This is a genomic window from Palleniella intestinalis (assembly GCF_013166595.1).
GTDB lineage: Bacteria > Bacteroidota > Bacteroidia > Bacteroidales > Bacteroidaceae > Prevotella > Prevotella intestinalis.
Genome location: NZ_JABKKG010000004.1, coordinates 105,144 through 128,864 on the forward strand (window position 1 = coordinate 105,144; position 23,721 = coordinate 128,864).

The 23,721-nt window shown below is 52.1% G+C and carries 15 protein-coding genes and 1 tRNA gene; 7 read left to right on the top strand and 9 right to left on the bottom strand.

What is annotated here, in order from left to right; all coding sequences use genetic code 11:
* The first annotated feature begins 89 nt into the window (after positions 1-89).
* The 5 genes from HPS57_RS06995 to HPS57_RS07015 all read left to right on the top strand — a co-directional run bounded on the left by HPS57_RS06995 (position 90) and on the right by HPS57_RS07015 (position 8,115).
* Positions 90-1,391, top strand: a complete 1,302-nt coding sequence (locus tag HPS57_RS06995; protein WP_172181552.1) for a DUF3575 domain-containing protein — start codon at positions 90-92, stop codon at positions 1,389-1,391.
* A gap of 129 nt (positions 1,392-1,520) precedes the next feature.
* Positions 1,521-2,060 carry a DUF3575 domain-containing protein gene (locus HPS57_RS07000; RefSeq protein ID WP_135940077.1) on the top strand — a complete coding sequence of 180 codons (540 nt, stop codon included), beginning with the start codon at positions 1,521-1,523 and terminating at the stop codon, positions 2,058-2,060.
* A complete protein-coding gene (locus tag HPS57_RS07005) occupies positions 2,061-4,538 on the top strand; it encodes an OmpA family protein (RefSeq protein ID WP_172181554.1) in 2,478 nt (825 codons plus the stop codon).
* 13 nt (positions 4,539-4,551) lie between these two features.
* Positions 4,552-6,558 carry a hypothetical protein gene (locus HPS57_RS07010; protein ID WP_135940079.1) on the top strand — a complete coding sequence of 669 codons (2,007 nt, stop codon included), beginning with the start codon at positions 4,552-4,554 and terminating at the stop codon, positions 6,556-6,558.
* Positions 6,559-6,573: 15 nt separating this feature from the next.
* The gene (locus HPS57_RS07015; protein ID WP_168354640.1) at positions 6,574-8,115 is read left to right on the top strand and encodes a tetratricopeptide repeat protein; all 1,542 of its coding nucleotides are present in this window, start codon (positions 6,574-6,576) and stop codon (positions 8,113-8,115) included.
* A 632-nt stretch (positions 8,116-8,747) separates the two neighbouring features.
* On the opposite strand, the gene HPS57_RS07020 is transcribed toward HPS57_RS07015, so the two are convergent.
* Complete coding sequence (locus HPS57_RS07020; protein ID WP_135940081.1) at positions 8,748-10,502, bottom strand: S41 family peptidase; 1,755 nt, start codon at positions 10,500-10,502, stop codon at positions 8,748-8,750.
* Between the two features lie 247 nt (positions 10,503-10,749).
* Here HPS57_RS07020 and HPS57_RS07025 point away from each other — a divergent pair.
* Positions 10,750-10,823, top strand: a tRNA-Asn gene (locus HPS57_RS07025).
* Positions 10,824-10,961: 138 nt separating this feature from the next.
* Positions 10,962-14,372 (top strand): DEAD/DEAH box helicase, encoded by a 3,411-nt coding sequence (locus tag HPS57_RS07030; protein WP_172181556.1) that lies wholly within the window; start codon positions 10,962-10,964, stop codon positions 14,370-14,372.
* A gap of 119 nt (positions 14,373-14,491) precedes the next feature.
* Here the strand turns inward: HPS57_RS07030 and HPS57_RS07035 are convergent, their stop codons facing one another.
* The 8 genes from HPS57_RS07035 to HPS57_RS07070 form a co-directional block, all read right to left on the bottom strand.
* Entirely contained in the window at positions 14,492-14,701 is a 210-nt protein-coding gene (locus HPS57_RS07035) for a hypothetical protein (protein ID WP_135940083.1), read from the bottom strand.
* A 39-nt stretch (positions 14,702-14,740) separates the two neighbouring features.
* On the bottom strand, positions 14,741-17,059 hold the full coding sequence (locus tag HPS57_RS07040; protein ID WP_172181558.1) for a hypothetical protein: 2,319 nt from the start codon (positions 17,057-17,059) through the stop codon (positions 14,741-14,743).
* A gap of 356 nt (positions 17,060-17,415) precedes the next feature.
* Entirely contained in the window at positions 17,416-18,570 is a 1,155-nt protein-coding gene (locus tag HPS57_RS07045; protein ID WP_135940085.1) for a TlpA disulfide reductase family protein, read from the bottom strand.
* A gap of 168 nt (positions 18,571-18,738) precedes the next feature.
* Complete coding sequence (locus HPS57_RS07050; protein ID WP_172181560.1) at positions 18,739-19,239, bottom strand: hypothetical protein; 501 nt, start codon at positions 19,237-19,239, stop codon at positions 18,739-18,741.
* Positions 19,240-19,376: 137 nt separating this feature from the next.
* Positions 19,377-19,877, bottom strand: coding sequence for a hypothetical protein (locus HPS57_RS07055; protein ID WP_172181562.1), 501 nt, complete (start codon positions 19,875-19,877; stop codon positions 19,377-19,379).
* 114 nt (positions 19,878-19,991) lie between these two features.
* Positions 19,992-21,758 carry a glycoside hydrolase family 43 protein gene (locus tag HPS57_RS07060; protein ID WP_172181564.1) on the bottom strand — a complete coding sequence of 589 codons (1,767 nt, stop codon included), beginning with the start codon at positions 21,756-21,758 and terminating at the stop codon, positions 19,992-19,994.
* Between the two features lie 287 nt (positions 21,759-22,045).
* The gene (locus tag HPS57_RS07065) at positions 22,046-23,047 is read right to left on the bottom strand and encodes a nucleoside kinase (protein ID WP_172181566.1); all 1,002 of its coding nucleotides are present in this window, start codon (positions 23,045-23,047) and stop codon (positions 22,046-22,048) included.
* 121 nt (positions 23,048-23,168) lie between these two features.
* Positions 23,169-23,711 (bottom strand): GFO_1088 family ECF-type sigma factor, encoded by a 543-nt coding sequence (locus tag HPS57_RS07070; protein WP_369811469.1) that lies wholly within the window; start codon positions 23,709-23,711, stop codon positions 23,169-23,171.
* Positions 23,712-23,721: the final 10 nt, after the last annotated feature.

Consider the following 23,721-nt stretch of genomic DNA (forward strand, 5'->3'; position numbering starts at 1 on the left):
ATATAATATTTATTAACATCTAAATTTTAACAATTATCAAACGTATTAGACGTATATTACCTATGCTGTGCCTATTGTGTGCAGCAAGTATGAGCTCGTATGCCCAGTGGGTGCCTGACAACAGCCGCAAACTGGACACACTGACAGTTGCCGACCGTCTGTCGTTCCGCACCAACAGTGTGGACTGGCTCTTGATGGTGCCTAATATCGGCATCGAGTATGACATTGCCAACAACAAGAACTGGAACCGCTGGTCTGTTGGTGTCAATGTCCGTTATAAGTGGGCTACCTCTCACACGTTTGTACCAAACCATGCGTTCGACCTCTTCGAGACGAAGCTGGAGTTCCGCAACTATTGGCGCACACGTCGTATAAACGGTAGCAGTGTGAAGGCGCACAGCCGCATTTGGGACAAGGCTATGTCACAGCGCAGGTATGAGCAGAAGCATCCGCTCACTACCTACTACCGTGGCTTGTTCGTCTCCTATGCCAACTATAACTTCCGTTTCGGGCCGGGTTATGAAGGCTATGACGGTCAGGCTATGATGTTCGGCGGTGTTTACGGCATCCAGCGTCCTCTGTACCGCTTCCGCCGTGGTTCAAGCATTGACCTTGAGCTTGGTGTGGGTGTCGGAGTGGCATTGTACAAGTACAGGAAGTACGATGTTGACCAAGAGCGCAACAGGATCAACTACACGAAGACTGTCGGCTGGAAGGATCTGAAGATTCTTCCTGTGGTCAACGAGCTCCGTGCCGGACTTGTCTACCGCATCGGCAAGAAAGCCGGACACCACAAGTACCGCTTCCGCTATGACGTAGACCTGAGATATGCATACCAGGTTGACAGTCTGCGTGATGAGCGCATTGCACAGGCTTACCGTGACTCTATTGCCACAAGCCAGTACAAGTTGGTTAGCGGCTACTACATGGAGCAGCTTGACTCTATCGTGAAGAAGAACCCTGAGGCTGCCAAGAGTGATGCCGAGATCCTGAAGCAGGAGCGCGAACTGCTCAAGAAGCAGGCCAAGAGCCAGGCAAAGGAGCAGGCTGCCAAGGAACGCGCCGAGAAGAAGCAGGCCCGTGCTGAAAAGAAGGCTGCCGAGGAGAAGAAGAAGTCTTCCGATGAAGCACTGGACTCTTCGGAGCAGGACGCCGTGGCAAAGGACGAGCAGGCTCTTGAAAATGAGGGTCAGGCTCCTGCAAAGGACAAAAAGTCTTCCAAGAAGAAGTCTCGTGGCAAGAAGAAATCTTCTGACAAGGACTCCGTAGCAAAGGACAAGAAAGCCCTTGAAAAGGAGAAGAAGGCCGAAGCCAAGAAGCAGAAGGCTCTCGAGAAAGAGAAGAAGGCTGCTGAGAAGAAAAAGCGTAAATCCTCCGGAAAGAAGGACTGATAAGGTAGCAAACCGAGGTACAGCATGCCGGAACGTTCCCGAGACGGGACATGCCGGTGTGCCGCACCTTCGTTTTAAGATATAGTACAGACAATACGTAATCAGAGTATTTCCCTTATTTAATTCACAATGCGAAAACTTTTAATAACAATAATATCGGTTATATCCTTTGCCGCGAACTCCGGAGCACAGACGGTAGCGGTCAACAGTGATTTGGTCATGGACGCACTCCAGACACCGTCCCTCGGCTTAGAGTTCACGACAGGCAACAGCACGACCCTGTCCCTCAATGCCATGGGAAACTACAAGCCATGGGGCGCAGACATGAAAATGATTGCCATACAGCCGGAATGGAGATACTATCTCTCACGCCGTGCCATGTCCCGCCACTTCATCGGACTCTGCCTTCCTTTCGGAACATACAAGGTGACAGGCACCGACAAGGTCTATGACGGCTACGGTGTGGGCGTGGGTGTGACATTCGGTTATGTCCTGAGTCTCTCACGCCGCTGGAACATCGATTTCCATGCCGGTGTGCAGAACTTCTTCTACAAGCAGAAGGAACTGTTCAAGACAGAGGACCCGACAGAGCTTATCACCGACAATTCAAGAGGATCTTATTTCCTGCCAACAAGAATAGGTATTTCCATCGCATATATTTTAGACTAAATGCAGAAGACAATTTACATATTCATCGCATTCCTGCTGTGCATGGCGACAAGCGCCATTGCCCAGGATGAGCGCCTGACAGCCAACTTTCAGGTGCAGGGACGCCACGGCACGAAAGGCACGCCTGCTGTGTACCCGACTTCTTATGCCGTATTCAAGACCGTGAAAAAAGCCAAGGACGTCAAGGACAAGCTGGAGGCTGCCATAATCACCGACGGATTCCCCGGTGGTCCCGAGTACGACAATGCTCTCGTGAAATACAACGTGCGCTTCAAACGTGCAAAGGCCAACGGCACTTTCAATGTGCGCGCATATCCCGGACAGTGTGTCCTTGTCTATGTCAACGAACAGAGTTTCGAGGTTTTCGAGATAAAGGACGGCAAGACAGACTATAACGAGACCGTAGAGTTCAAGATGGACGGCATGCACACTCTTGACAATGTCAATGTCGAGGGTAACCGCAAGAAGGTGCATATCCCATTCATTGTCGACGGAGGTGACGACGACGGCGTGAACATGGCTGTGCACATCTCCTTCGACCTTCCTGAAGGAATCACCGGCAAGGACACCCGCGTCTTCGTGCAGCCGATGGCTATCGACTGCCAGACAGAGGACACCGTGAGCTACGTCACACCTCTTGTCTATGCCGGAAGAAGATACCACCGCCTGCAGGACCGCCGCATGAACTTCGACTTCTACAAGAACGAGCCGGAGGTAATCGCACAGGGCTTCGTGAAAGGACGCCCGCTGCTTGACGGACAGCCGCTGCACGTGGACACCATCGTGATGTACAAGAAGAAGGATCCGAACAAGGACTACAAGATCTTCTGTGACATCCTTGTCGAGGACTACACACACAGCTACATGCGCCTCAATACCGTAGGCTCATGCAACAAGCGCAAGATGTTCAAGTTCCTCAACCTTAAAGGCGTCTCTGCCGACATGCCGCTTGAAGAATTCCGCATTGATGCAGAAGAGACCATGCGAGCAGTGCCACGAGACCTTAAGCTGAACTTCCTTGTCGGCAAGTCAGAGCTTACTGCAGACTCTCTGAATGATGTGCGCCTCGAAATGCTCATTAAGGAGATGAAGGAGTACGGCGAACAGCTCATGCGTGTCGAGATAGAGGCTTACTCATCACCTGACGGTGGCTACGAGAAGAACCTCAAGCTCGCACAGGACCGCGGACGTGTCGCCATGAACCTCGTGATGCGCGGACTCGGACGCGCCGATGTTACCAAAGGTCTTAAGACAAGAGTCTACACTTGGGATGAAGTCGCTACCGAACTGGATAACAAGGGCAAGAAGGAACTCGCCGACAGCGTGCGCGAAATCATTGCGTCAGGCATCAAGTCTCCTATCCTTAAGATAGGTGAGCTGCAAGGCTTCACCGACCACATCCTCCCTGTTCTTGAAAGCATGCGTTCCATGCGCTGCGTATATAAATATGAGCAGATGCACATCATGAACTCTGATGAGGTTCTTACCTATTATGCAAAGAACAAGAAGAAGCTCCTTGCCGGCGACAAGTCAGTCAACCTCTCCGATGGTGACTATTACAATCTCTTCGCAAGCGTAAAGGACTCTTTGGAGCAGGATACAATCACAATGCTCGCATACCGCCACATGGTGTCACAGCCTAACTACGAGAAGCTGAAGTTCTCACAGTATGTCGCAAACCGTATGGCAATCATGCAGCTCCGTCAGGGACACCCAAGCACCGAGACACTCGCTGCTTTCGTCGACACAACAAGCAACCGTGTCACAGAAGCCTATCTCGGAAACAACCGCGAGGCACGCGAGAGAGTGCAGATGAACCGTCGCCAGATACTCATCAACCACATCCTCGCATACTACCAGCTCGAGAAGCGTGACTCAGCGGCACGCCTGCTGCAGTTCTGGTTCCCGACAGCTAACGACAAGGAAGTAGTGGCACTGCGCAACTATGTAAACTTCAAGAAGAACTTCCTGAAGTACTACAGCGACAAGCTCTCCGCCGAGGAGGCTGCCGAATACAAGAAGACAGAGGCGTTTGTACTCAACTCTTCAGTGTCAAACAGGGCTGTCCTCTACACCGAAGGCCGCCAGTTCATGGGCAAGAGCGATGCCGAATGCCGTGAGCAAATCATGAAGCTGCCTGACAGCGATGCCAAGAAATGGTATCTCCTCGCCATCCTCGAGGCTGACAAGGAAGCAAAGCGCAATGTGACGGACAAGCAATATATCCCTCTCTATCTCGCACTCTTCTACAAGAGCTTCACCATTGACCCGGCTCTCCGCCTGACATACTTCACCGACGGACAGGTCAGCGACTCGCTGAGAGACAAGTACAAGTACCGCAAGCGTGACATCCCTAAGTACAATGAACTGCTTGACGAGTTCCTCGGAAAAGGCAAGCCTGCCGATTATGAGGAGGAACTGAGTGGTGACGACCTTGATGAGGACACCGATGTTAAGGATAAGAATGTGGAACAATAAAAAGTTAGAGGTAATGAAGAAAATCAGCACGATAATATTCCTGATGCTCTGCGTCATGGCTACGCAGAAAGCAGTGGCATTCAACTATGCCGCCATACCTGACTCTATCGCTCCGGACCCGGAGGACGAGGATTATTACCTCGACACGATCACGAAGACTCCTAAGCGACTGGCTACACGACGTAACGTCATGGACTTCTCGCTGGAGTCACGCTATCGCCCGAAGCATAACGAGTTCACAAAGAAATGGTACGACCACATGTACGTAAAGGCAGGTGCGGGTTTGATGGGTTTCGTTCCGACATCCGGCAACTACAAGCTCAACACTCTCGCCACGGTGCATGGCTCTTTGGGCAAGACCCTTGACATCTACAACACAATACGTCTTTCCCTTGAGTATGGTTCCGGATATGAGAAGTACAGCCGCAGCCATTTTAATTCACTGCGCGGATCATTGGAGTACCTGTTCAATGTGTCTGCCTTCTCAAGAGGCTACAACCCGGCACGCCCGTTTGAGATGCAGCTCCTCTTCGGTGCAGGTGCATACTGCACAAACATCATGCACGACTCCCAACCGACACGCATCTCTCCTGAGGTACACACCGGATTCCAGTTCAAGTTCCTGTCAGGACCTTACGGACATTTCACCGTTGAGCCTTATGTTGGCGTAACAGCGGACAAGATGGACTTTTCACCGGACAACTGGCGCAAGTACGATGTGTTCTACGGAGTGAACCTCAGTATCGTACACAGCTTCACGAACAACTTCTCGCCTAAGCAGCGTCACGACAGTCTCATGTACAACCCATGGTTCTTCGAGGCAGGCATGGGACCGATGGTGACTTTCCGCAAGAACAGTCCGATAGATGCCCTGCCGGCAAGCCATACAGCAGGACTCCAGATGCAGTGGTCTGTGGGCAAGTGGATTTCCAGCACTGTCGGTGTAAGGCTTTCCGCACACATGGCATCCAACCGCATCCAGGAGGGAGCCGGCAAAAACGGGTTCCGACGCAACTTCTATGAGGCTACCTGTGGAGGAAACGTCGAAGGTCTCATCAACCCATTCGGATTCTCCAAGAAGTTCGATTGGAACAATCCTTTCGGAGCGTACATCTTCGCAGGTGTCGGCTATGGATCTTTGAACTTAACGGGAGGCGGCAACTACAAGACGCGTACCTCTTTCGAGTCTATCAGCGGCGGTGCACACCTCTATGCCACAATAGACAAAGACCTGCAGTTCTTCGTCGAGCCACGCTATTCAAGCTACCGTCATGAAGGTGTAAGGGACGACAATGTCTCCGTACTCTTCGGTCTGACGGCAAAAACACGCAGCGCGAAGTTCCGCCCACGTGTCCTCGAACCGGAGGAAGAGAGCGACGCACTCCCTATCACAGCCGGTCTGTCATTCACCACACCAATAATGATGATGCAGACAAGTGCCTACAAAGACAAAGGCTTCTCCTACGGTATCAAGGCTTTCGGACAGTACCGCTTCACAAAGCTGTCATCTGCACGCCTCTCCATCGACTACCTGTCGCTCTCACGCGCAATCGAGTCTCCGTTCACAGAGTCATACATGAAGGGCGACAAGCCTGTGTCACAGTCAAGCTACAGAATGGGTAACCGCCGCCACGGACTGCTTATCACCACTGCCAACTACAGTGTCGACATGTACAGCCTCCTCAGCGGCTACCAAGGTCCGAAGCGCTTCAACCTGGAGTTCTATTTCGGTCCGGGTGCAGCATTCTACATCAGCGAGAGCGCATCAGCAATAGGCGACAATCTTCCTGAGGGACACACCTTCAAGAGCAACATCGACCACAAGTTCAAGGTACATTTTGCATTCACGGGAGGAGCGAAGTTCAGCCACAATTTCTCACGCCAGATAGGAGTGTATCTCGAACCGTCACTGCACTTCATCTCAAATGTAAGGATGGCGGGAATCCAGACCATCAGCTTCGTGGGCAACAAAATGCAGTTAATCCCAAGTGTTTCGCTTGGAGCGCAGTACACACTTTAGTTTATGAATACCATCATGGAAATAACAAACAAAATATCAGCAGCAAGGAAACTTCTCCTTCTCCCGGCACTGTTCCTGTCACTGACAGCATCGGCACAGTCGTCCAAAGCTATCGGAGAGGCGTTCGCCAACACTGTACGCCACTATTCTGTGACAGAGACGGACTCCCTTGCCAAGGTTCTCGTGAAGAAGTACGGGAACCAGCCGGAGGTACTGGCACAGCTTGGCAATGCCTACTTCCGCAACAGAGAGCTCGACCAGGCAAAGGACATGCTTGAACTTGCCATAAAGAAGAACCCGAAGGCAGCTGCTCCGCTGATCCAGTACGGCGACATCTACAAGTACTACTGGAACCAGCCGAACTCCCTCGACACGGCATACATCTACTACAAGAAGGCCATCGACGTGGAGCCGCAGAGCAATGTGCCTTATGAGCGCATAGCAGACCTCTACATGTTCAAGTACAAGCTCTACGGCAACCGCCAGACACACGAGGACAGCTTACGCATGAGACACGCAGCCGACTCCGCCATAACGGTTCTCAAAGACCTTAAGGCACGCCGTCCGGAATATCCTGCCGAACTGGAGCTCGGCGGCATATACAACCGCCTCGGACACTTCCGCGAGTCGGCAGAGGCTTACTCCAAAGTGGTTAACCGCCTGGAGGACTACCAGTACAACAACTATGCCCTTGACTACTATTTCATCGGTGACTTCGCAAAAGGTCTCGAAGTGGTCAATGACGGACAGAAGAAGTTTCCAGACTATCCGCTCTTCAACCGTACACGCATGTACTGCCTCTTCGGTCTCGAACAGTACGACGATGCCCTTGTCTCCTATGACAAGCTGCTTCAGGTTACTGACACACTGAACTCCTTCGACCACTTCTATGCCGGGCAGATTTACCTGAAGAGGGGTGACGTAAGCACAGCGACAGAGACCTTCTACAAGATTTACGACACTCACAGTGAGTTCGCCAATGACCACCTGAAGGCGGCACGCTCGCTCATCAACAAGCACATCACCGGAACAAAGAGCGGTGGCAATTACCTCCAGGCTGCCGAGAAGTATGCCGACTACATAGCAGCGAAGCGCAACCGCTCGGGCTACGACTACTACCAGATGGCGAACATCTACCGCGAGATGATTGACGACACTCTCTGCACCGAGGCACAGCACAACATGGCGATAGCAAAGGCTGACAGCGTCTATGCCATCATACAGCGCGATTATCCTGACTACGAGGCAACGCTGATGTGCTACCTCCGCGCAAGGATGGCTGCCGCTACTGACCGCGCCGCTGCCGTGCCGCACTACCTCCGACTCATAGAAGTCGTGCAGGACCCTACAACGGGAGCACAGACATCGGAGCAGCGCAAGAAAATCTTCCTCTCCGACGCTTACCGCTTCCTCGCTGTCTACAACTTGCATAATGACAACACAAAGGAAGCTATCAGGTATGCTAAGATGTATAAGTCTGTGAACCCTGACGACAACTCCCTGAAGCCAATCCTTGACCTTGACAAGGGCACCGGCAGAAGAGGCAGGCGCAGATAATGACTGCATGACAGCAGACTGACAACAAACATTGCGATAGGCCCGCATCTGTATTCTTGCAGAGGCGGGCTTTTTCGTTCCCTGCAGCCTGTGAAATCGGAGGGACACAAAATTCGTTTGCAATAAAGCACAAAGTTCCCGCAGATTACGCAGATTTTCGCTGATTAAAGCGTTTGCAATGAATGTTTTTCCCACAGATTACACAGATTTTCGCAGGTATATGCCACAAACAACTATCTGCGGGAATCTGCGTAATCTGCGGGAACGTTATGCGGCTCATCGTTGGCGGGCTCTATGACAACCCTTTTCATGAAGAGCAGTCTGTCCATTTCGTCAAACTCAGATTAAGGAAATGCCGCCAAAACAACCCTCATGGCGGAAGGTAACGGTTGGCCATGCAAAAGCATACCTTTCACCAAGCCAATCGTTACCTTTCACCGTGCAAAAGGCTACCTTCCGCTGTGCCCCTCTGCAACAATGCTTTTCATGCCTGTAAACCAACCTCTTGCAAGCCAAGGCAGGCGGCACTCCGTTGCGGCATGCCTTGTTCCGTGGCTGCATGCCAAAAGAAAGCATCCCTGCCGGACTTCCTGTGAAGCCTGACAGGGATGCAATGAGCATTTTTCTTGTTCCTACTCTGCCTTCTTTTCCTCCGGCGCGAGTGTTGCGGAGTACCTTGCAGGGTCGCGGAGAAGGGCTATGGCAGCCTTTATCTGCTTGTCGCGCCTGAGACTGTTCTCGATAGCCCCCGCCTGGTAGTAGTAGCAGGAGACGATGTCCATGGTTATCGCATCCTTTATCACATCGCGGTGGTAGTCAAGTTCCGCGGTAAGGTCATGCTTCAGCTTCGCCTCCAGAGCCTCGAACTCCGCCTTTGCACGCTCGTAGTAGCCCTCGAAGCGCGCCACCTTCTCAAGGTCCTTCAGGAACCTGCCGCTCTCACGGTCGTACTTGAATCCTGCCTCTGTGGCACGCCGGCAGAACTCGGCATAGTCGGCGTCGGTGATTGAGAACTCACGTGCCGGCGCTATCTGCGGATGCTTTGCCACATAGTCCACGACATAGTCCATCATCACATTCGTGGAGTCCAGTCCCGAAGCAGTGAGATACATCACGATGTTCGGCAGCGAGTCAGGTTTCACCTCGATGTCCGGCATGATTCCTCCGCCGTCCTTCACCTTACGCCCGTGGAGAGTCTTGAACTCCTTCTTCAGAGAGTCCGCCACCGCCTCGCGTGAGCCGCCGTTGGCGTGCTTGTAGTTTATAGCCTGAATGCAGCGTCCTGACGGGATGTAGTAATGCGCCGTGGTCAGTTTCAGGTTACCGTTGTACGGCACATCCATCGGCACCTGCACCAGTCCCTTGCCGAAAGTCTTTGTGCCAATGACCACGCCACGGTCGAGGTCCTGCATTGTGCCCGCCATGATTTCCGATGCCGAGGCAGTGCCGCCGTTCACAAGCACGGCGATAGGCATCAGAGTGTCTATCGGCAGAGCCGTGGTTTTGTACTCACGGTTGGCGCGTGTGAGCTTGCCCTTTGTCTTCACGATGCTCAGGTCTTTCGGCAGGAACATGTTCAGGATGTCCACCGCCTCGGAGAGCGAGCCGCCGCCGTTGCCTCGGAGGTCGAACAGCAGCTGCTTCATCCCTTTGCGCTTGAGGTCGATGACAGCGTGGCGCACCTCCTTTGAGCAATCTTCCGTGAACTGGTTGAGGTTTATGTAGCCTATGGAGTCTGTCAGCATACCGTAGTACGGCATGGCAGGCATCTGTATGGCGCGCCTTGTCAGCTTGAACGACAGTTCCTGCCCCTTAGGGTTCACCTTCTCCTTCTTGCCTTTCCTGCCCTTCTTTGCAGGAGTTTCCGCTGCCTTTGGGAGGGTAGGGCGCAGTACTTTCAGTATGAAACTCGTGCCTGCCTCTCCTCGCAGATGCTCCGAGACGTATGTCGTGGATTTGCCCTTCATGTCCTCGCCGTCGATGGAAAGGATGATGTCACCCTTCTTCAGTCCCACCTCCTGGGCAGGCATGCTGAAGTACGGCTCGTTGATTACCGTGGCATTCTCCTTCACGTTGAACGACACTACGGAGCCTATGCCGCCGTATTTTCCGGTAATCATCTGCTTCAGTTCCTTCACGTCCGCCTGCGGATAATACTCTGTGTAAGGGTCAAGCGAGCGGAGCATCGCCTTTATTCCCGTCCCCACGACCTCTTTGGCGTCGAGGGAGTCCACATACATCATGTCAAGGTCGCGGTAGATGTCGCAGAAAATCTCCAGCTGCTTCGCCACTTCAAGGTTGTGGCTGTCTTTCTGTGCCTGTGCAGGCTGTGCCCCCATGAGTGGGAGCAGGAGGGCAAAAGCCCTGAAAATGTTGTTTATCTTCATCGCTTATTGTTTAAGGCAAAGTAGTTGCTTTGCTTTTGTTTTTTTATGTTTATCTTATGCAAAGGTAATGCAAACCGAGAGCAGACAGAACTTGTTCATGTATGCCGAGGTGCCGCTTATCTTATGCAAAGATACTACTTTTCTTCCTTTTTTCGCCAAATAATGCATTTTTTTTAGAAAATATTTGGTAGTTTCAAAAAATAGCTGTACCTTTGCACTCGCTTTTGAGACATAAGGCAAACACAATGCTTCCTTAGCTCAGTTGGTTAGAGCATCTGACTGTTAATCAGGGGGTCCCAGGTTCAAGCCCTGGAGGGAGCGCACAAGAAGAGACATTCGCAAGGATGTCTCTTCTTTTTTTAATCAATTTGGACAATAGTCAGTAATGGCAAAACAGACAGTACTGACAATATCGACAATCCTGACAGTACTGACCCAATCAACCAATCCATAACCACCATGCCTGCCACCTACGAACCCGAAATAGCAGCGAACCTCTATGCCGAGCTTGCCGAAGCCCTGCGCCTCCGTCCCGACATGGCGGCGGTGTACAACGCCTTCAACCACACGTTCCAGAGACTTCTTTACCAAAAGACAGACGCATCGCGCCTGAACCTCGCCGGCACTTTCGCCAAGACGGACTACCTCCTGAAGGAGCATCGTGCGCCAAAAGGGCTTGCCATGGCTGTCAACGACACTCGCGTAAGGCTCCGCAAGGCTGTCAGAACGCCACACGGACAGACGGCAGGGGACAGCCCCCTTCGCCTTGAAGCCGCCTGCCTGCATGACTTCCGCAACCTTTGCGAGTTCGTCTCCTTTATATATAAGACGCCCATCCCCGGACATCTTGCCGCCATGTTCCCTTCCAACCGCGAGTATGGGGACACTCTCGCCCTTGTCGGCGAATACGTGCGAGTGATTGCCGACGGGTGGGACGATAAGGCAATGTACTGCCGCCGTGAGGACGCCGTTGACGACGAACCGGTGGCGGTGTCCTTCACAGGCGGCATAAACGGCTACGACTGGTCGTATCTCAAAGACCTGCTTTACGAGAATGCACAACTGAACATTGTACGCCCGAGGGAGAAAGGCGGCGTGCTCTATCCCGAACTGATTGTCTTCGAACCGGACTACCTTGTGGACATCTCCGCCATTGCACGCTGCTTCACCAACTATGCGGAGTCTCCCGTGGTGCACCTCCTGAACAAACTGCAGCCGCAGCAGGTGACGGAACCCCTGCTTCTCGGTAATCTTGCAGGGCAGCTCCTTGACGAGGCAATAACGTACAGCGGGAAGGAATGCCGCCCGTACCGCGACAGTGCCATGGAATTCTTCCGCAACAATGCCCTGAACTTCCTTGCCATAGGGCGCGGCCATGACCTGCACAAGAATGCGCAGCTGCAACGCCGGAACATCCATACTGCCCTCGAATCACTGGAAAAGTCCCTGGAACGCTTCAGCATCAGCGACGCTTTTGTCGAACCTTCGTTCTTCTCCGAGATGTTGGGACTGCAGGGGCGTATGGACTACCTGCAGCTGGACTTCAAGGTTCTCATGGAGCAGAAATCGGGAAAATGCGCCTTTTCCTTCAGTAATGACGAGATAAAGGAGCGCGAGGAGCATTACGTGCAGCTGCTCCTCTACATGCTTATCATACGCTACAACTACCGCGACCTGTACGAACAGAACCGCCGTGAGCTGCATGCCTTGCTGCTCTATTCCAAGTACGGCAACGGACTCATAGAGCTCCCGTTCGCCCCGCAGCTTGTCTTCCGCGCCCTGAAACTCAGGAACGGCATGGCAAGGGCGGACATAGGCTACACCGAACCGCATGGCTTTGACATCCTCGAGACGCTCATTCCCGAGATTGTCAACGAGAAAAACGCGCGCGGAACGTTATGGGAACGCTACCAAAGGCAGCAGATTCAGGAGGTTCTCGCCCCAATACATAACGCCTCGCCCCTGGAGCGCGCCTATTTCCTGCGCTTCCTTACCTTCATAGCCAACGAGCATGCCATGGCAAAACTCGGCAACCGCACAAAGGAAAACTCAGGGTTTGCCGCGAAATGGCATGACTCCCTCGAAGAGAAACGCCTTGCAGGAAACATTTATGACAGTCTGTCGATTGTCTCGCCCGACACAGGGACGACGGGCAAGATAGAGACCGTTGTGCTGCGCTTCCCTGCGGTGACGGACAACGACATGTCCAATTTCCGCGTCGGCGACATCGTCATCCTCTATCCTTACGGCAGGGATGAACAGCCCGACGCACGGAAGACGATGGTGTTCCGCTGCTCCATAAAGAAGATGACGCCCGAGGAGATAACCCTCGTCCTCCGCGCCCCACAGTCCGACAACCGTGTCTTCGTGCGCCGGAAGGACTGCCTGTGGGCGGTGGAGCACGACTTCTTCGAGTCTTCCTACAGTTCGCTGTACCGCGGCATGCATGCTTTCCTCTCCGCACCCAAGGAGCGGCGCGACCTCCTCCTGCTGCAGCGTGAGCCGCAGACGGACGCTTCGCGCATGCTGAAAGGCGACTATGGAGCGTTCAACGAGCTTTCCTTGCGCGTGAAGAGGGCAAAAGACTTCTTCCTTATAATCGGTCCGCCGGGGACGGGAAAGACGTCCTACGGGCTTCTAAACACCGTAAAAGAGGAACTCCTCGAAGAGGGCTCTTCCATTCTCCTCACTTCTTTCACCAACAGGGCGGTGGACGAAATATGCTCAAAGCTCCACAGTGAGGGCATCGGCTTCCTGAGGATAGGTGGCGAACTGAACTGTTCTGCCGCCTGTAAGGACAGTCTTCTGAGCGAAAAGGTCAGTGAGAGCAACGGCATAGAGTCGTTGGCGGAGGTGATTGCCGCCACGCGTGTCATTGTGGGCACAACGGCTTCGCTGAGTTCCAACCTGCAGCTGTTCCGCCTGAAGCGGTTCTCCCTGGCTGTCGTCGATGAGGCATCGCAGATTCTCGAGCCGCACCTCATGGGGCTGCTCAGTGCGCACGACGGCGGAATCCCTGCCATAAGCAAGTTTGTCTTCATAGGCGACCACAAGCAGCTCCCTGCCGTGGTGCAGCAGAAGGAGGAGGTTTCGCGTGTCGGTGACCCGGTGCTCAACGCCATACACCTTACGGACTGCCGCCTGTCGCTCTTCGAACGCTTGCTCAGGCGGTATGGCGGTGACGCCGGTGTGGTGTTCATGCTGAGGAAGCAGGGACGCATGCACCGCGAGATAGCGATGTTCCCGAACCTTGCTTTCTACAACAACCGCCTTGACGTTGTCCCTCTGCCGCATCAGGAAGCGCAGCTCCCTGCCTTTACGGGCGTGCCGGGCAGCGTGGCGGAAATCATTGCCACGCGGCGCATGGCATTCGTTGCCGTGCCTGCACCGCAGCGCACTCCGTCGGAGAAGGTGAACAGGAGTGAGGCGGACATCATTGCTGCAATGGTCGTGGGGATATACGGGAGGGAGCGCGAGGTGTTTGACGCTGACGAGACAGTGGGCATAATAGTGCCTTACAGGAACCAGATTGCCACGGTAAGGAATGCCATTGCGGCTTATGGCATAGAGGCTCTGGAGGGCATAACCATAGATACCGTGGAGCGCTACCAAGGCTCGCAGCGGCGGTACATCGTCTATGGGTTCACCGTGCAGCGCTACTATCAGCTGGATTTCCTTACCGCCAACGTCTTCGTGGATACGGACGGCAGCATCATCGACCGCAAGCTGAATGTGGCGATGACGCGTGCGAAAGAGCATCTCTTCATGGTGGGCAACCCGAAGCTGCTGGAGAAAGACCCGGTGTTCCGCCATCTCCTCGACTTTGTGCGTGGGAGAGGGGAGTACTTCTCTTCGGAAGATGTTTTCTGACAATACTGACAGAAAAGCCCCAACAGAAAAGCCCCCAAAAACAAAAAAACTCCGAAGCATTTTCTGCTCCGGAGTTTTTGTTCCCCTCCATTTCTAAAATTATCTTGCCAGTCCTGTGTTTACAATTCCCATGGTCCCGTGAACGGTGCTGACTTCGCGTTGCCGCTGTTGTCCTTGTTTTCGTTATCTACAGTTGTCATGAAATCAGGGAAGCCCTCAATGATGTCACCACCTTTGTCGCCGTCCACTGTCCATACAGATGCGTGCTGCATAAGGCTTTCTTCCATCTTTATCACCGTAATCTCGGGTTTGATATATTTCTTTTTCATATCTTTGTTCCTTTCTTTTGTTGTCCTTGTTTAGGGCGTTTATCTCACAGCAACTTTCTTACCGTTGACGATGTACATTCCGCTTGGGAGACCCTCGAGGGATGTTGTGCCGCGGCGTACCACCTGACCGTAGATGGAGTATACGGCGGCAGGCAGGTCGCGTTCAGTGGCATCCATGGTGATGAATCCCTCTATTGCCGTCGTGGTGTTGTCGCCGATGCCGTCCATTGAGATGAATGCCAGCCTGTGGCCTTTTGCTCCTGGAATGCTCTGGTGCTCATCCTCAATCCACCAGCTGTAGCCTGCTGCCTTGTCCCATTGTCCTGGGAGGTGGTAAAGGTTGCTGTCATGCATGACATAGGCGTTTGCCGGTACAATTGTCTCTTTCTCGAATGTTGCATAGACGCGCAGCTTGCAGTCTTTGTAGCCGTCGCCGTTGACAGTGAAGAAATGGTCTCCGTCGATGACTACATCCCCGTTGTACTCCAGGGTCAGGAATCGTTTGAGGCTTTCTATTTTAATCTCTTCCTCGAGAAGTTCCTTCTTGCAGAGGGACACTCGTGAGATGGTGTAGAACGGAGCGGTGATTTTTGTCTCCCCTCTGTCGCCTATGTCTATGTCTCCCTTTTGGGTAAGGTCGCCGATAAGCGGCTTGATGATGAATGCCTCTCCTTTTCTTGTCACGACGTCATCATCGCTATAGCTGTCAAGTTTCAGGGTCTGGAATGCTATGGCTCCCTCACGGCCGGACTCGGCATTGCACAGTTTGGCAATCTCCACTTTTGCCGTGAACGCTTGTGTGATCTGTCTCTTTGTAAGGTCGACAGGGAGGCAGAGGCTGTTCCACTTGCCTGCCGTCATGGTGCGCTTGAGAATCAGCGGACGGTTGACATACTTTGACGCGTAGTCGGAGTTCTCCGCCGTTGAACCGTCCTTGAAATTGTTCCATCCCTCATCGAGTGCGAAGCTTTCGCCGAGGTATTTCAGTCGGAAGTCATCAAAGTAGACATAGTCGTTGTCGGTCATGTCCTTGTCAATCTCTATGCCGATTTCTATGTCCTGTCCTTCATTTTCATCGAAGTTTGCATAGAAGGTCAGGTAGTTGGGGTAGACCTTGCAGTAGAAGACCACACCTGCTTCCACCTTGTTGGAGACTTTGTTGTCACGGATGTCCTTGCCAAGGAACTCTATCTTGTCGAAAGTTTCTTCTCTTACAGGTACTTTCTCAAGGCTTATGCGTCCCTCTTCCTCGCCGTATGATTTTCCGAGGAGTGACATGGATTTCCATTCTGGTGTGCTTTTTGATATTGCGTTTGTGGTTTTCGCATACAGTTTCGCATACTCCGTCTTGTCCTTTTCGTCATTGAAGAATCCCTGGCATTCCACCTGATACCATCCGCTTTTGTGCAGCTTGACTTTCTGGAACAGCTTCGCGCCTTTTGCCGCTTTCTTTATGCCTCCGCAGTAGAACATTCCGAAATTCTGGTCGACATTGCTTTGGGTGTAAAGGTCATTGCCTTTGTCGTCAAAGAATTCTCCGGAGAAGTCATTTGAGAACGTCATCGTACCGCTCTTCTGCCATCCTCTTCCGGACTCGCTGTCGTATGTGTTGTACTTGTTCAGACGGTTGAAGCCTTGTGCACGGAGCATGAAGGTGGCGTCGGAAGGTCTTTCCTTGTTATAGGTGTCAGGGAACATGTCTTCCAGATATTCCTCGGAAACGATTTTCCAATGTGTCTCCCTTGGATTCCTGTTGCGGATTTCCGTAATTGTCATTGCACGCACAAGGTTGCTGTTTCCTTGTTGGAAGACATTAATGGTCATGAGGTTGTTGCTGCACAGGTAATATTCCTGTGTGCCGTCGAAGACTTTTATGCGGTAGACATTGCCTTCCTTTGAGTCTGCTATTTTCTCGAATTCCCAGTTGACATAAATGCCGTTCTCGTCCTTTTGGTCGAAATAGACACCTCTCGTCTTGCTTGTATTGCCTTCCGGCACAAGTCCGAGGTATTCTCCGCCGGTTTCCGTATTGCGGAACGGTCCTTTGATTTTGTAGTAATTGTTATTGTCATGATTTGGCATTACAAGCAGTGGCAGTCCGACTGTGAATGTCGCTGTTCGCGTGCCCCAGAAGCCTCCGGCGTTGAGAAACATGTCCTTTTCGAGATTATAGAGAAGGATGCGGGTTTCTTTTCCTGATGACTGTAACTGGTTGAGTTCCTCAATAGTCATGCCTTCGCCGTAAAATCCGGCATGTTCTGCATCCACCTGTGCCATGGACTGCTGCGGCATTGCCGCCATTGACAGGCACAGGAAGCATAGCTTGGCGATTTTTGTGTAAAATGCAAACCTTTTCATCTTTATGAAATTTTTTATGTTAAATTCTCTGTCTTTTGTGATAGGTTACTTAGCTTGTGGCATTGCCGTGTGTGAGATGTCCGGCACGCAAGTTTCTCTCTTGGTGTTTCTTCTTATCACAAATTTTTTCTATAGTGTGCAAAGTTAATGATATTTTTTCATATCGCTCTTTTTAAATCGGGGGGGGGTAATATTTGTTAACGCGGATATGCGTGTTTTTATTTATAATTAACTATTCTTGTTCACTGAGCGACTGTTGATGCATGGACTTCAGAATCCGCAAGAATCCGTATGCGGGAATGTGAAGAGATGTATGGCATGCGGATTCTTGCGGATTCTGAAGATTTGTGTGAGGTTTATTGTGCTCCGCCTTTCAGCAGTGCGAGTATTTCTGCGTTGATGTCTTTTACCTGTATGTCGCGCTTGACGGGAGTGCCGTTGCGGTCGAGGAGGAAGTAGGTCGGTACGGACTGCACGTTGTATGTCCCTGATGCCTGTCCTTTCTCGTCATAGACGCTCACCCAGGGCAGTGCTGCCACCTTTGTCTTCCAGAAGTGTGCGTTGCCGTCCACGCCGACTTGGTAGATTTCGAGTCCCTGTGCGTGGTATTTGTTGTAGAGGTTTCGCAGTTCCATGATGCGCTCTGTGGAGCCTTTCATGGAGAAGGAGTGGAAGTCGAGGAGGATGACTTTGCCTTTCAGTTCGGAGAGCCGTCGTGTGTTGCCTTTGTTGTCGAGGAGAGCGAGGTCGATCATTGTTGTCTCTCTGACTTTTGATGCGTCGATGTCTATTCCCCTGTTGGCGTTGTCGATGATGCGCATTGTCTTCATGCCTTCGATGGCGATGTTGTGGAGGTTCTTGCCTCGTTCCGCTTCAGGGTAGAAGGTGTCCCATGATGTTGCGACGGCGGCGAACATCTTGATGTCGTCGCGGTTCTCGCGTGGGTTGAAGATGAGTCGGTTGCCAAGTGCCTGGAAGAGTGCGAAGTAGGCGTATGCCTTCATCGGTTCTTTGGTGATGTATTCGCTTTTGATTTTTTTCTTGTAGGCTTCAACGACTTTGTTGATGGAGTCGTTGGCAATGCGTGCGCTGAGGTTCGGGTTGCGGTCGATTTTTATGCATTGGTTCTGCAGGGCAATCTGGAGGTATGCCAGTTCCTGTATCTTCTTGCAGTTTTCGGAGCCTGTGATTTCGTACTTCCATGCCATGTCAGGGTACTGTGCCTTTACGCTGACTGTCTCTGTGGAGTCGGCGGAGAGGTTGATGATTTGGTCGGCGATGCGCAGGCGGTAGAATTCCGGTGCTTCCTTTGCGTCTGCCGCGAATTGGAACTTGCCGTCTTCGGCGAGTTTGACGGAGTCCATGACTACGGGTCCTTCGAGAGAGAGGTTCTCGAAGTAGAGTGTGGAGTCCTTGGCGTTGGTTATCTCTCCTTCGACGTGGTATTTCGCCTTTGAGCATGATGTCGCGAGTGCGATGGTTGCGAGGGAGTAGAGGAGGAGTTTTTTCATTTTTGGTTGTGGGTTTTTGGGTCAGTATTGTCAAGAGTGTCAGTATTGGCAGTAGTGTCGTTGTTTTGTCAATACTGACGGTATTGTCGGTTATGTCAATATTGTCGTTGTTTGGGTGATACTGACGGTACTGTCGGAATTGTCAATATTGTCGTGGCTGAGTGGTTGTTATTCTTTCGAGAAGCCTTCCATTGTTTTCTTGGAGTGGCTGTAAGGGTATCTGTCCCAATCGAAGGATGAGACCTTTTCGAAATGGAAATCACGGAATCCTCCCAAGTATTCCAGTGTGCCGGTGAATTCGATGCCGTTGAGGCGGTAGTTCTCCCTGTCTATATAGAGATAGTTCCTGCGGTCGTCATATTCATCGTTTTCAAGGAGGTAGATTTCTATGTTTTCGCGTGTCACTTTCCATCTGAATCGGCTGCGGAACCATGTGCCGTCACGGTAGTCGTCAAGCCATATTCCTGAGCCTGTTGCGCCGATGGATGCGTTGTAAGGGTCTCCGTAGAATTCTATGGTGGTGTATGTCCTCTCGCCGTAGGGTGTGCGTGTGTAGCCTTCCCAGACGCCTTCAAGGCTGTAGGCGATGTAATCGTCCGGGTCGCTCTCGCATGAGGTCAGTGAGAGGCTCAGGATTGCTGTCAGGGCGAAGTAGATGAGTTTTCTCATTTTGGTGTTTTTTTTGTCAGTACTGTCAGTATTGTCAGTATTGTCGGTGTTTTGTCAGTATTGACGCAACTGTCTGTACTGTCGTTCTTTTTAGGACAACTTGCCACCTCGGCAAGTTGTCGTGTTTGTTCATGAGTTTAGTTTCCCCAATTGTAGGAGTTGTCCTTCTTGAATACGAAGCCTCGTATGTCGTCGTTGTAGTCAACTTTTCCGGAGAAGAGGTTGTTGCTGAGGCTGTAGCCGTCGTTCTTGATGTAGAGGACTGTGCCGTTAGGCTTTCCTTCGTCGTCAAGGAACTTTATGATGATTTTCTCATAGTCCACTTCCCATTCCGTGCGGTTGTAGGAGTAGGTGCCGTCATCGTACTGATCGAGCCAGCGTCCTGTTCCTTTTGTGCCGTAGCGTGCCTTGTCAGGGTTGCCTACGAACTGTATGGTGGTGTTCACCTCCTCTTCTTTGTAAGAGATTTCGCCTTGATCGTCCTCTATCTCATGTGTGATTATTGTTTTTCCTTTCCATGTGCCTTCGAGGGTCACGGTATTTTCGCCCTCGGTGTATTTGGTGTCGTCGTCATTGCTGCATGAGATCAGCGCGACGCTGAGGATTGCTGCAATAGCAAAGAAAATGAATTTTTTCATTGGTTGTTGTGGTTTTTGGTCAGTAATGATAATTGTGTCAGTACTGTCAGTATTGACAGGGTTATGTCAATATTGTCAGTTATGTCAATACTGGCAGTACTGTCGTATTGATTCTTACTTTGTGAACTTTATCCAGTCGACGTCGAGGAATGCGCCGTCATTGTTCTTTGTAGGGCGTGAGTTATAGAAGCCCACTTTCGCGCCTATCCATTTGCCTTCCTTGACAGCGAATGGTGTGCCCATGTTCTTGAATTTCTTGCCGTCGAGGCTGTAAGAGAACTGTGCATGGGACTTGATGCTGTTGCCTGTGCCGGAAGACTTCACGGTGCAGCGCACGTAAACGTCAGGAGTGGCGTTGCGAGGCTGTGGGATGTCGTCCACGGCATACTTCTGTGTGTAAGGTGCAGGCAGTGCCTTGAGGTCGACAGGCTGCTCGGCGATGACCTTCTCAGCCTTGCCTTTCTGTGCGCCTTCACAGACAACATACTGGAGTTTGCAGATGGTCTCCTTGCCGTCCTTGCCACCCTTTTCTGTGATGAAGCGCAGTGCGGCATAGTCCTGACCCTTGATTATGAAGCCCGCCTGCTCGCCTTTGTTCTTGTAGGATGGGTTCGGGATGAACTTAACCTTGGCTGTAGCGGTGAAGTTCTCTGTCGGGAACTTCTGCAGGAGAGCGTTCTGGAGGTCGGAGAGGTTATGGAACTCCTCAGGCTGCTCCACACCGTAGAGGCGCAGCTTGGACTTGTTGGCGTCGCAGAAGTACCAATAGTGGCTGTAAGGGCCTTCAAACTGCCACTGCTTTCCGAGTTCAGGGCTGTTGAAATCGTCATCCTCTGCCGGCTGTACAGGGTTCTTTGATGCAGGGAGGTTAGGCTTTTTCCATGTAGCGACAGCGTCTCCGCAGCCGTCACCGTCCTTGTCGTCGCCGATTACGAGCCAGTCATTTACCCATTTTGCAGGCTGCAGGTGAACCACACGGCCGTAGGCGTGCTTGTCCTGGAAATGCAGGAACCAGTCCTCACCGTTCTGAGTGTCTACCCATGCGCCCTGGTGAGGGCCGTTGACCTTTGACTTTCCTTGTGCAAGTCCCACGTATTCCTCATACGGGCCGAAAGGATTCTTAGAGCGGAGCTCCACCTGCCATCCGTACTTCACGCCGCCTGCAGGAGAGAAGATGTAGTAATAGCCGTTGCGCTTGTAGAACTTTGTGCCTTCGATGGTCGGCTGGTCCTCGTGTCCGTCGTAGACTATGCGTGAAGGGCCGATGACCTTCTCGCCGTCAGGAGACATCGGAGCCACGAAGAGAACCGATTTCACGCCCGCCCTTGAGCCAGCACATCCGTGTGAGAGGTAAGCCTTGCCGTCGTCGTCCCACAGAGGGCAGCAGTCGATCATTCCCTTTCCTTCCTTCACCCATACAGGCTTTGTCCATGTGCCGCGCGGATCCTGTGTCTTTGTCATGAAGAGTCCCTGGTCAGGGTCGCCGCAGTAGATGTAGAACCATCCGTCGTGGTAGCGTATCGCCGGTGCCCAGACGTAGTTGCCGTGCTGTATCTTCTTGCGCCAGTCGAGTTCCTTTCCTTTGTTCTCCGGCAGCACAGGATAGTCGTCAGTGAGTGCCGCGCCGATGATTTCCCAGTTGACGAGGTCGGTGGAGTGCAGAATCTGCAGTCCCGGGAAGCAGGCGAAGGATGATGAAGTCATATAGTAGTCGTTGCCTACTCGGCAGACATCAGGGTCGGAGTAGTCGGCATCGATGATAGGGTTCTTGTACTTGTTGCCCGGCAGGTTAGGGTTCCATGTGTTGCTCTTGCTTTGTGCGAGGCAGTTGGTGGAGGAGAGTAGGAGGGATGCGAGTCCTACGGCTAAGATTTGTTTCATTGTGTTATAGGTTATGGATTTGGTCAGTAATGACAGTATTGTCAATATTGTCTGTACTGACTGTGTACTGTCAAGACTGTCAGTTGTGTCAATACTGATAATTTCTGCAAAGTTAGCGAAAATTATTGGAAAACATGCTAAAAGCGGTGTTTTTTTGTTGGAGGTTAGGTGGTTATGGGGTGATATATCATGACGCATCATGGTTAATCATGTTGCGTCATGATTGGATGTGTTGCAGCATGTTGAAACATGTTGCGTCATGATGCATCAGCCTATTCCCCTAACTCTCAATAATCAAACGAGCTTCCTCCGAGGAACTCCCTGAGGAGGCTTGTAGGCGGGATGTCCTTTTCGGCCATTTCCATTGAGCGGACGGGTGCGAGCCAGCCAAGGAGGCGCTTTGCCACATCGGTTATGTAGGCGTCAGTCTCGGTTGCAAGTACGTCTGTCAGCGCACGTTCCCCCTGTGCCTTCATCACGGCAAGCTCGAAGAGCATTGTGGTGTTGAACACCGCATCGGCGTTTTCCTGATACGGGAATATCCATTTCTCCTCACCGGCTCTGACGCTTGGCCAGCGGCGTATGGTCTCCGCCGCCGACACTCCGCGCTGCCTTACATCGCGGAGGATGCGGCGCAGCAGGCGGTTGTCGCTTGTCGGGATGCGTGTGCCGTCGTCGAGGAAGTTGCTGACGAGGGCGGAGGCATAAAGGCGGAATATCTGGTTTTGCGGCACATTACAGGTCAGTGCCGGGTTAAGGGCGTGGATGCCTTCAAAGATAAGCACCTCGTTGCCTTTCAGTTGCAGTCGCTGTCCGCTCTTCAGGCTGCGGCCCTCCTTGAAGTCGTAGCGTGGCAGTTCCACCTCATCGCCACGGAAGAGGGCGTTGAGATGCTCGTTGAGCAGTTCGATGTTGAGTGCTCCGAGGCATTCGAAGTCATAGTCGCCGTTCTCGTCCCTCGGCGTTAGTGTGCGGTCAAGGAAATAATCGTCAAGGGAGATAGGCACAGGCCAGATGCCGTCGGCAATGAGCTGTATGCTCAGGCGCTTGCTTGTCGTTGTCTTTCCCGACGATGAAGGGCCGGCAAGGAGCACCGTCCTGATTTCCGGGCGTTGTGCTATTTGGTCGGCGATTTTCACTATTTCCTTTTCCTGCAGGGCTTCGGAGACCTGTATGAGGTTCTTTGCGTGTCCCTTGCTTATGGCGTTGTTGAGGCCTTCGATTGTGGAGAGACCTAACATCTTGCGCCACCGTGCGTTCTCTTCGATAACGTTCTGGATTTTGTTCATGGGGTTGTTTTTTAAATTGGTCAGTAGTGACGGTATTGTCGATAATGTCAGTATTGTCGGTGGGGTGATGTTGTCTGTACTGTCGGTTGTGTCAATACTGTCAATACTGACGATAGGGTTATTATTGGCAGCTACTCATTTTGCTCTTTATAGCCTTTCTTGCCCTGAAGATGTTCACCTTCACCTGGTCTTCCGTCATCTGCATGATGTCGGCAATCTCGCGGTAGTTCTTCCCCTCAAAGTCACGGAGGTGCATGCATGCCCTCTGTTTTTCAGGCAGTTGCAGCATGAGACTGTTGACATGACGGAGGGATTCCTGTGCGTAAATCTTGTCGTAAGGGTTAACAAAGCCTTCGCGGATTGTCATCCCTTCGTCGAGGGAAACGGTGCTTGAGGCTGCGCGCTTGACGTGGTCGAGTGCCGTGTTGCGGCAGATGGTGATGGCAAAGGCTTCAAGGTTTCCCACTGTGTCAAGGCTTTCGCGTCGGCTCCACAGCTTTATCATCGTCTCCTGCACGACATCCTCGGCATCCTCCCTCTGCATTGTGATGCGCAGAGCGAGGCGGAAGAGCTTGTCCTTCAGGGGGAGTATGTCGTTGCGGAAAGAGAGCATTCGGGTTGAGGTTTTAAGGGTCAGGATGGTCAGTACTGACAGTGTTGTCAATATTGTCAAT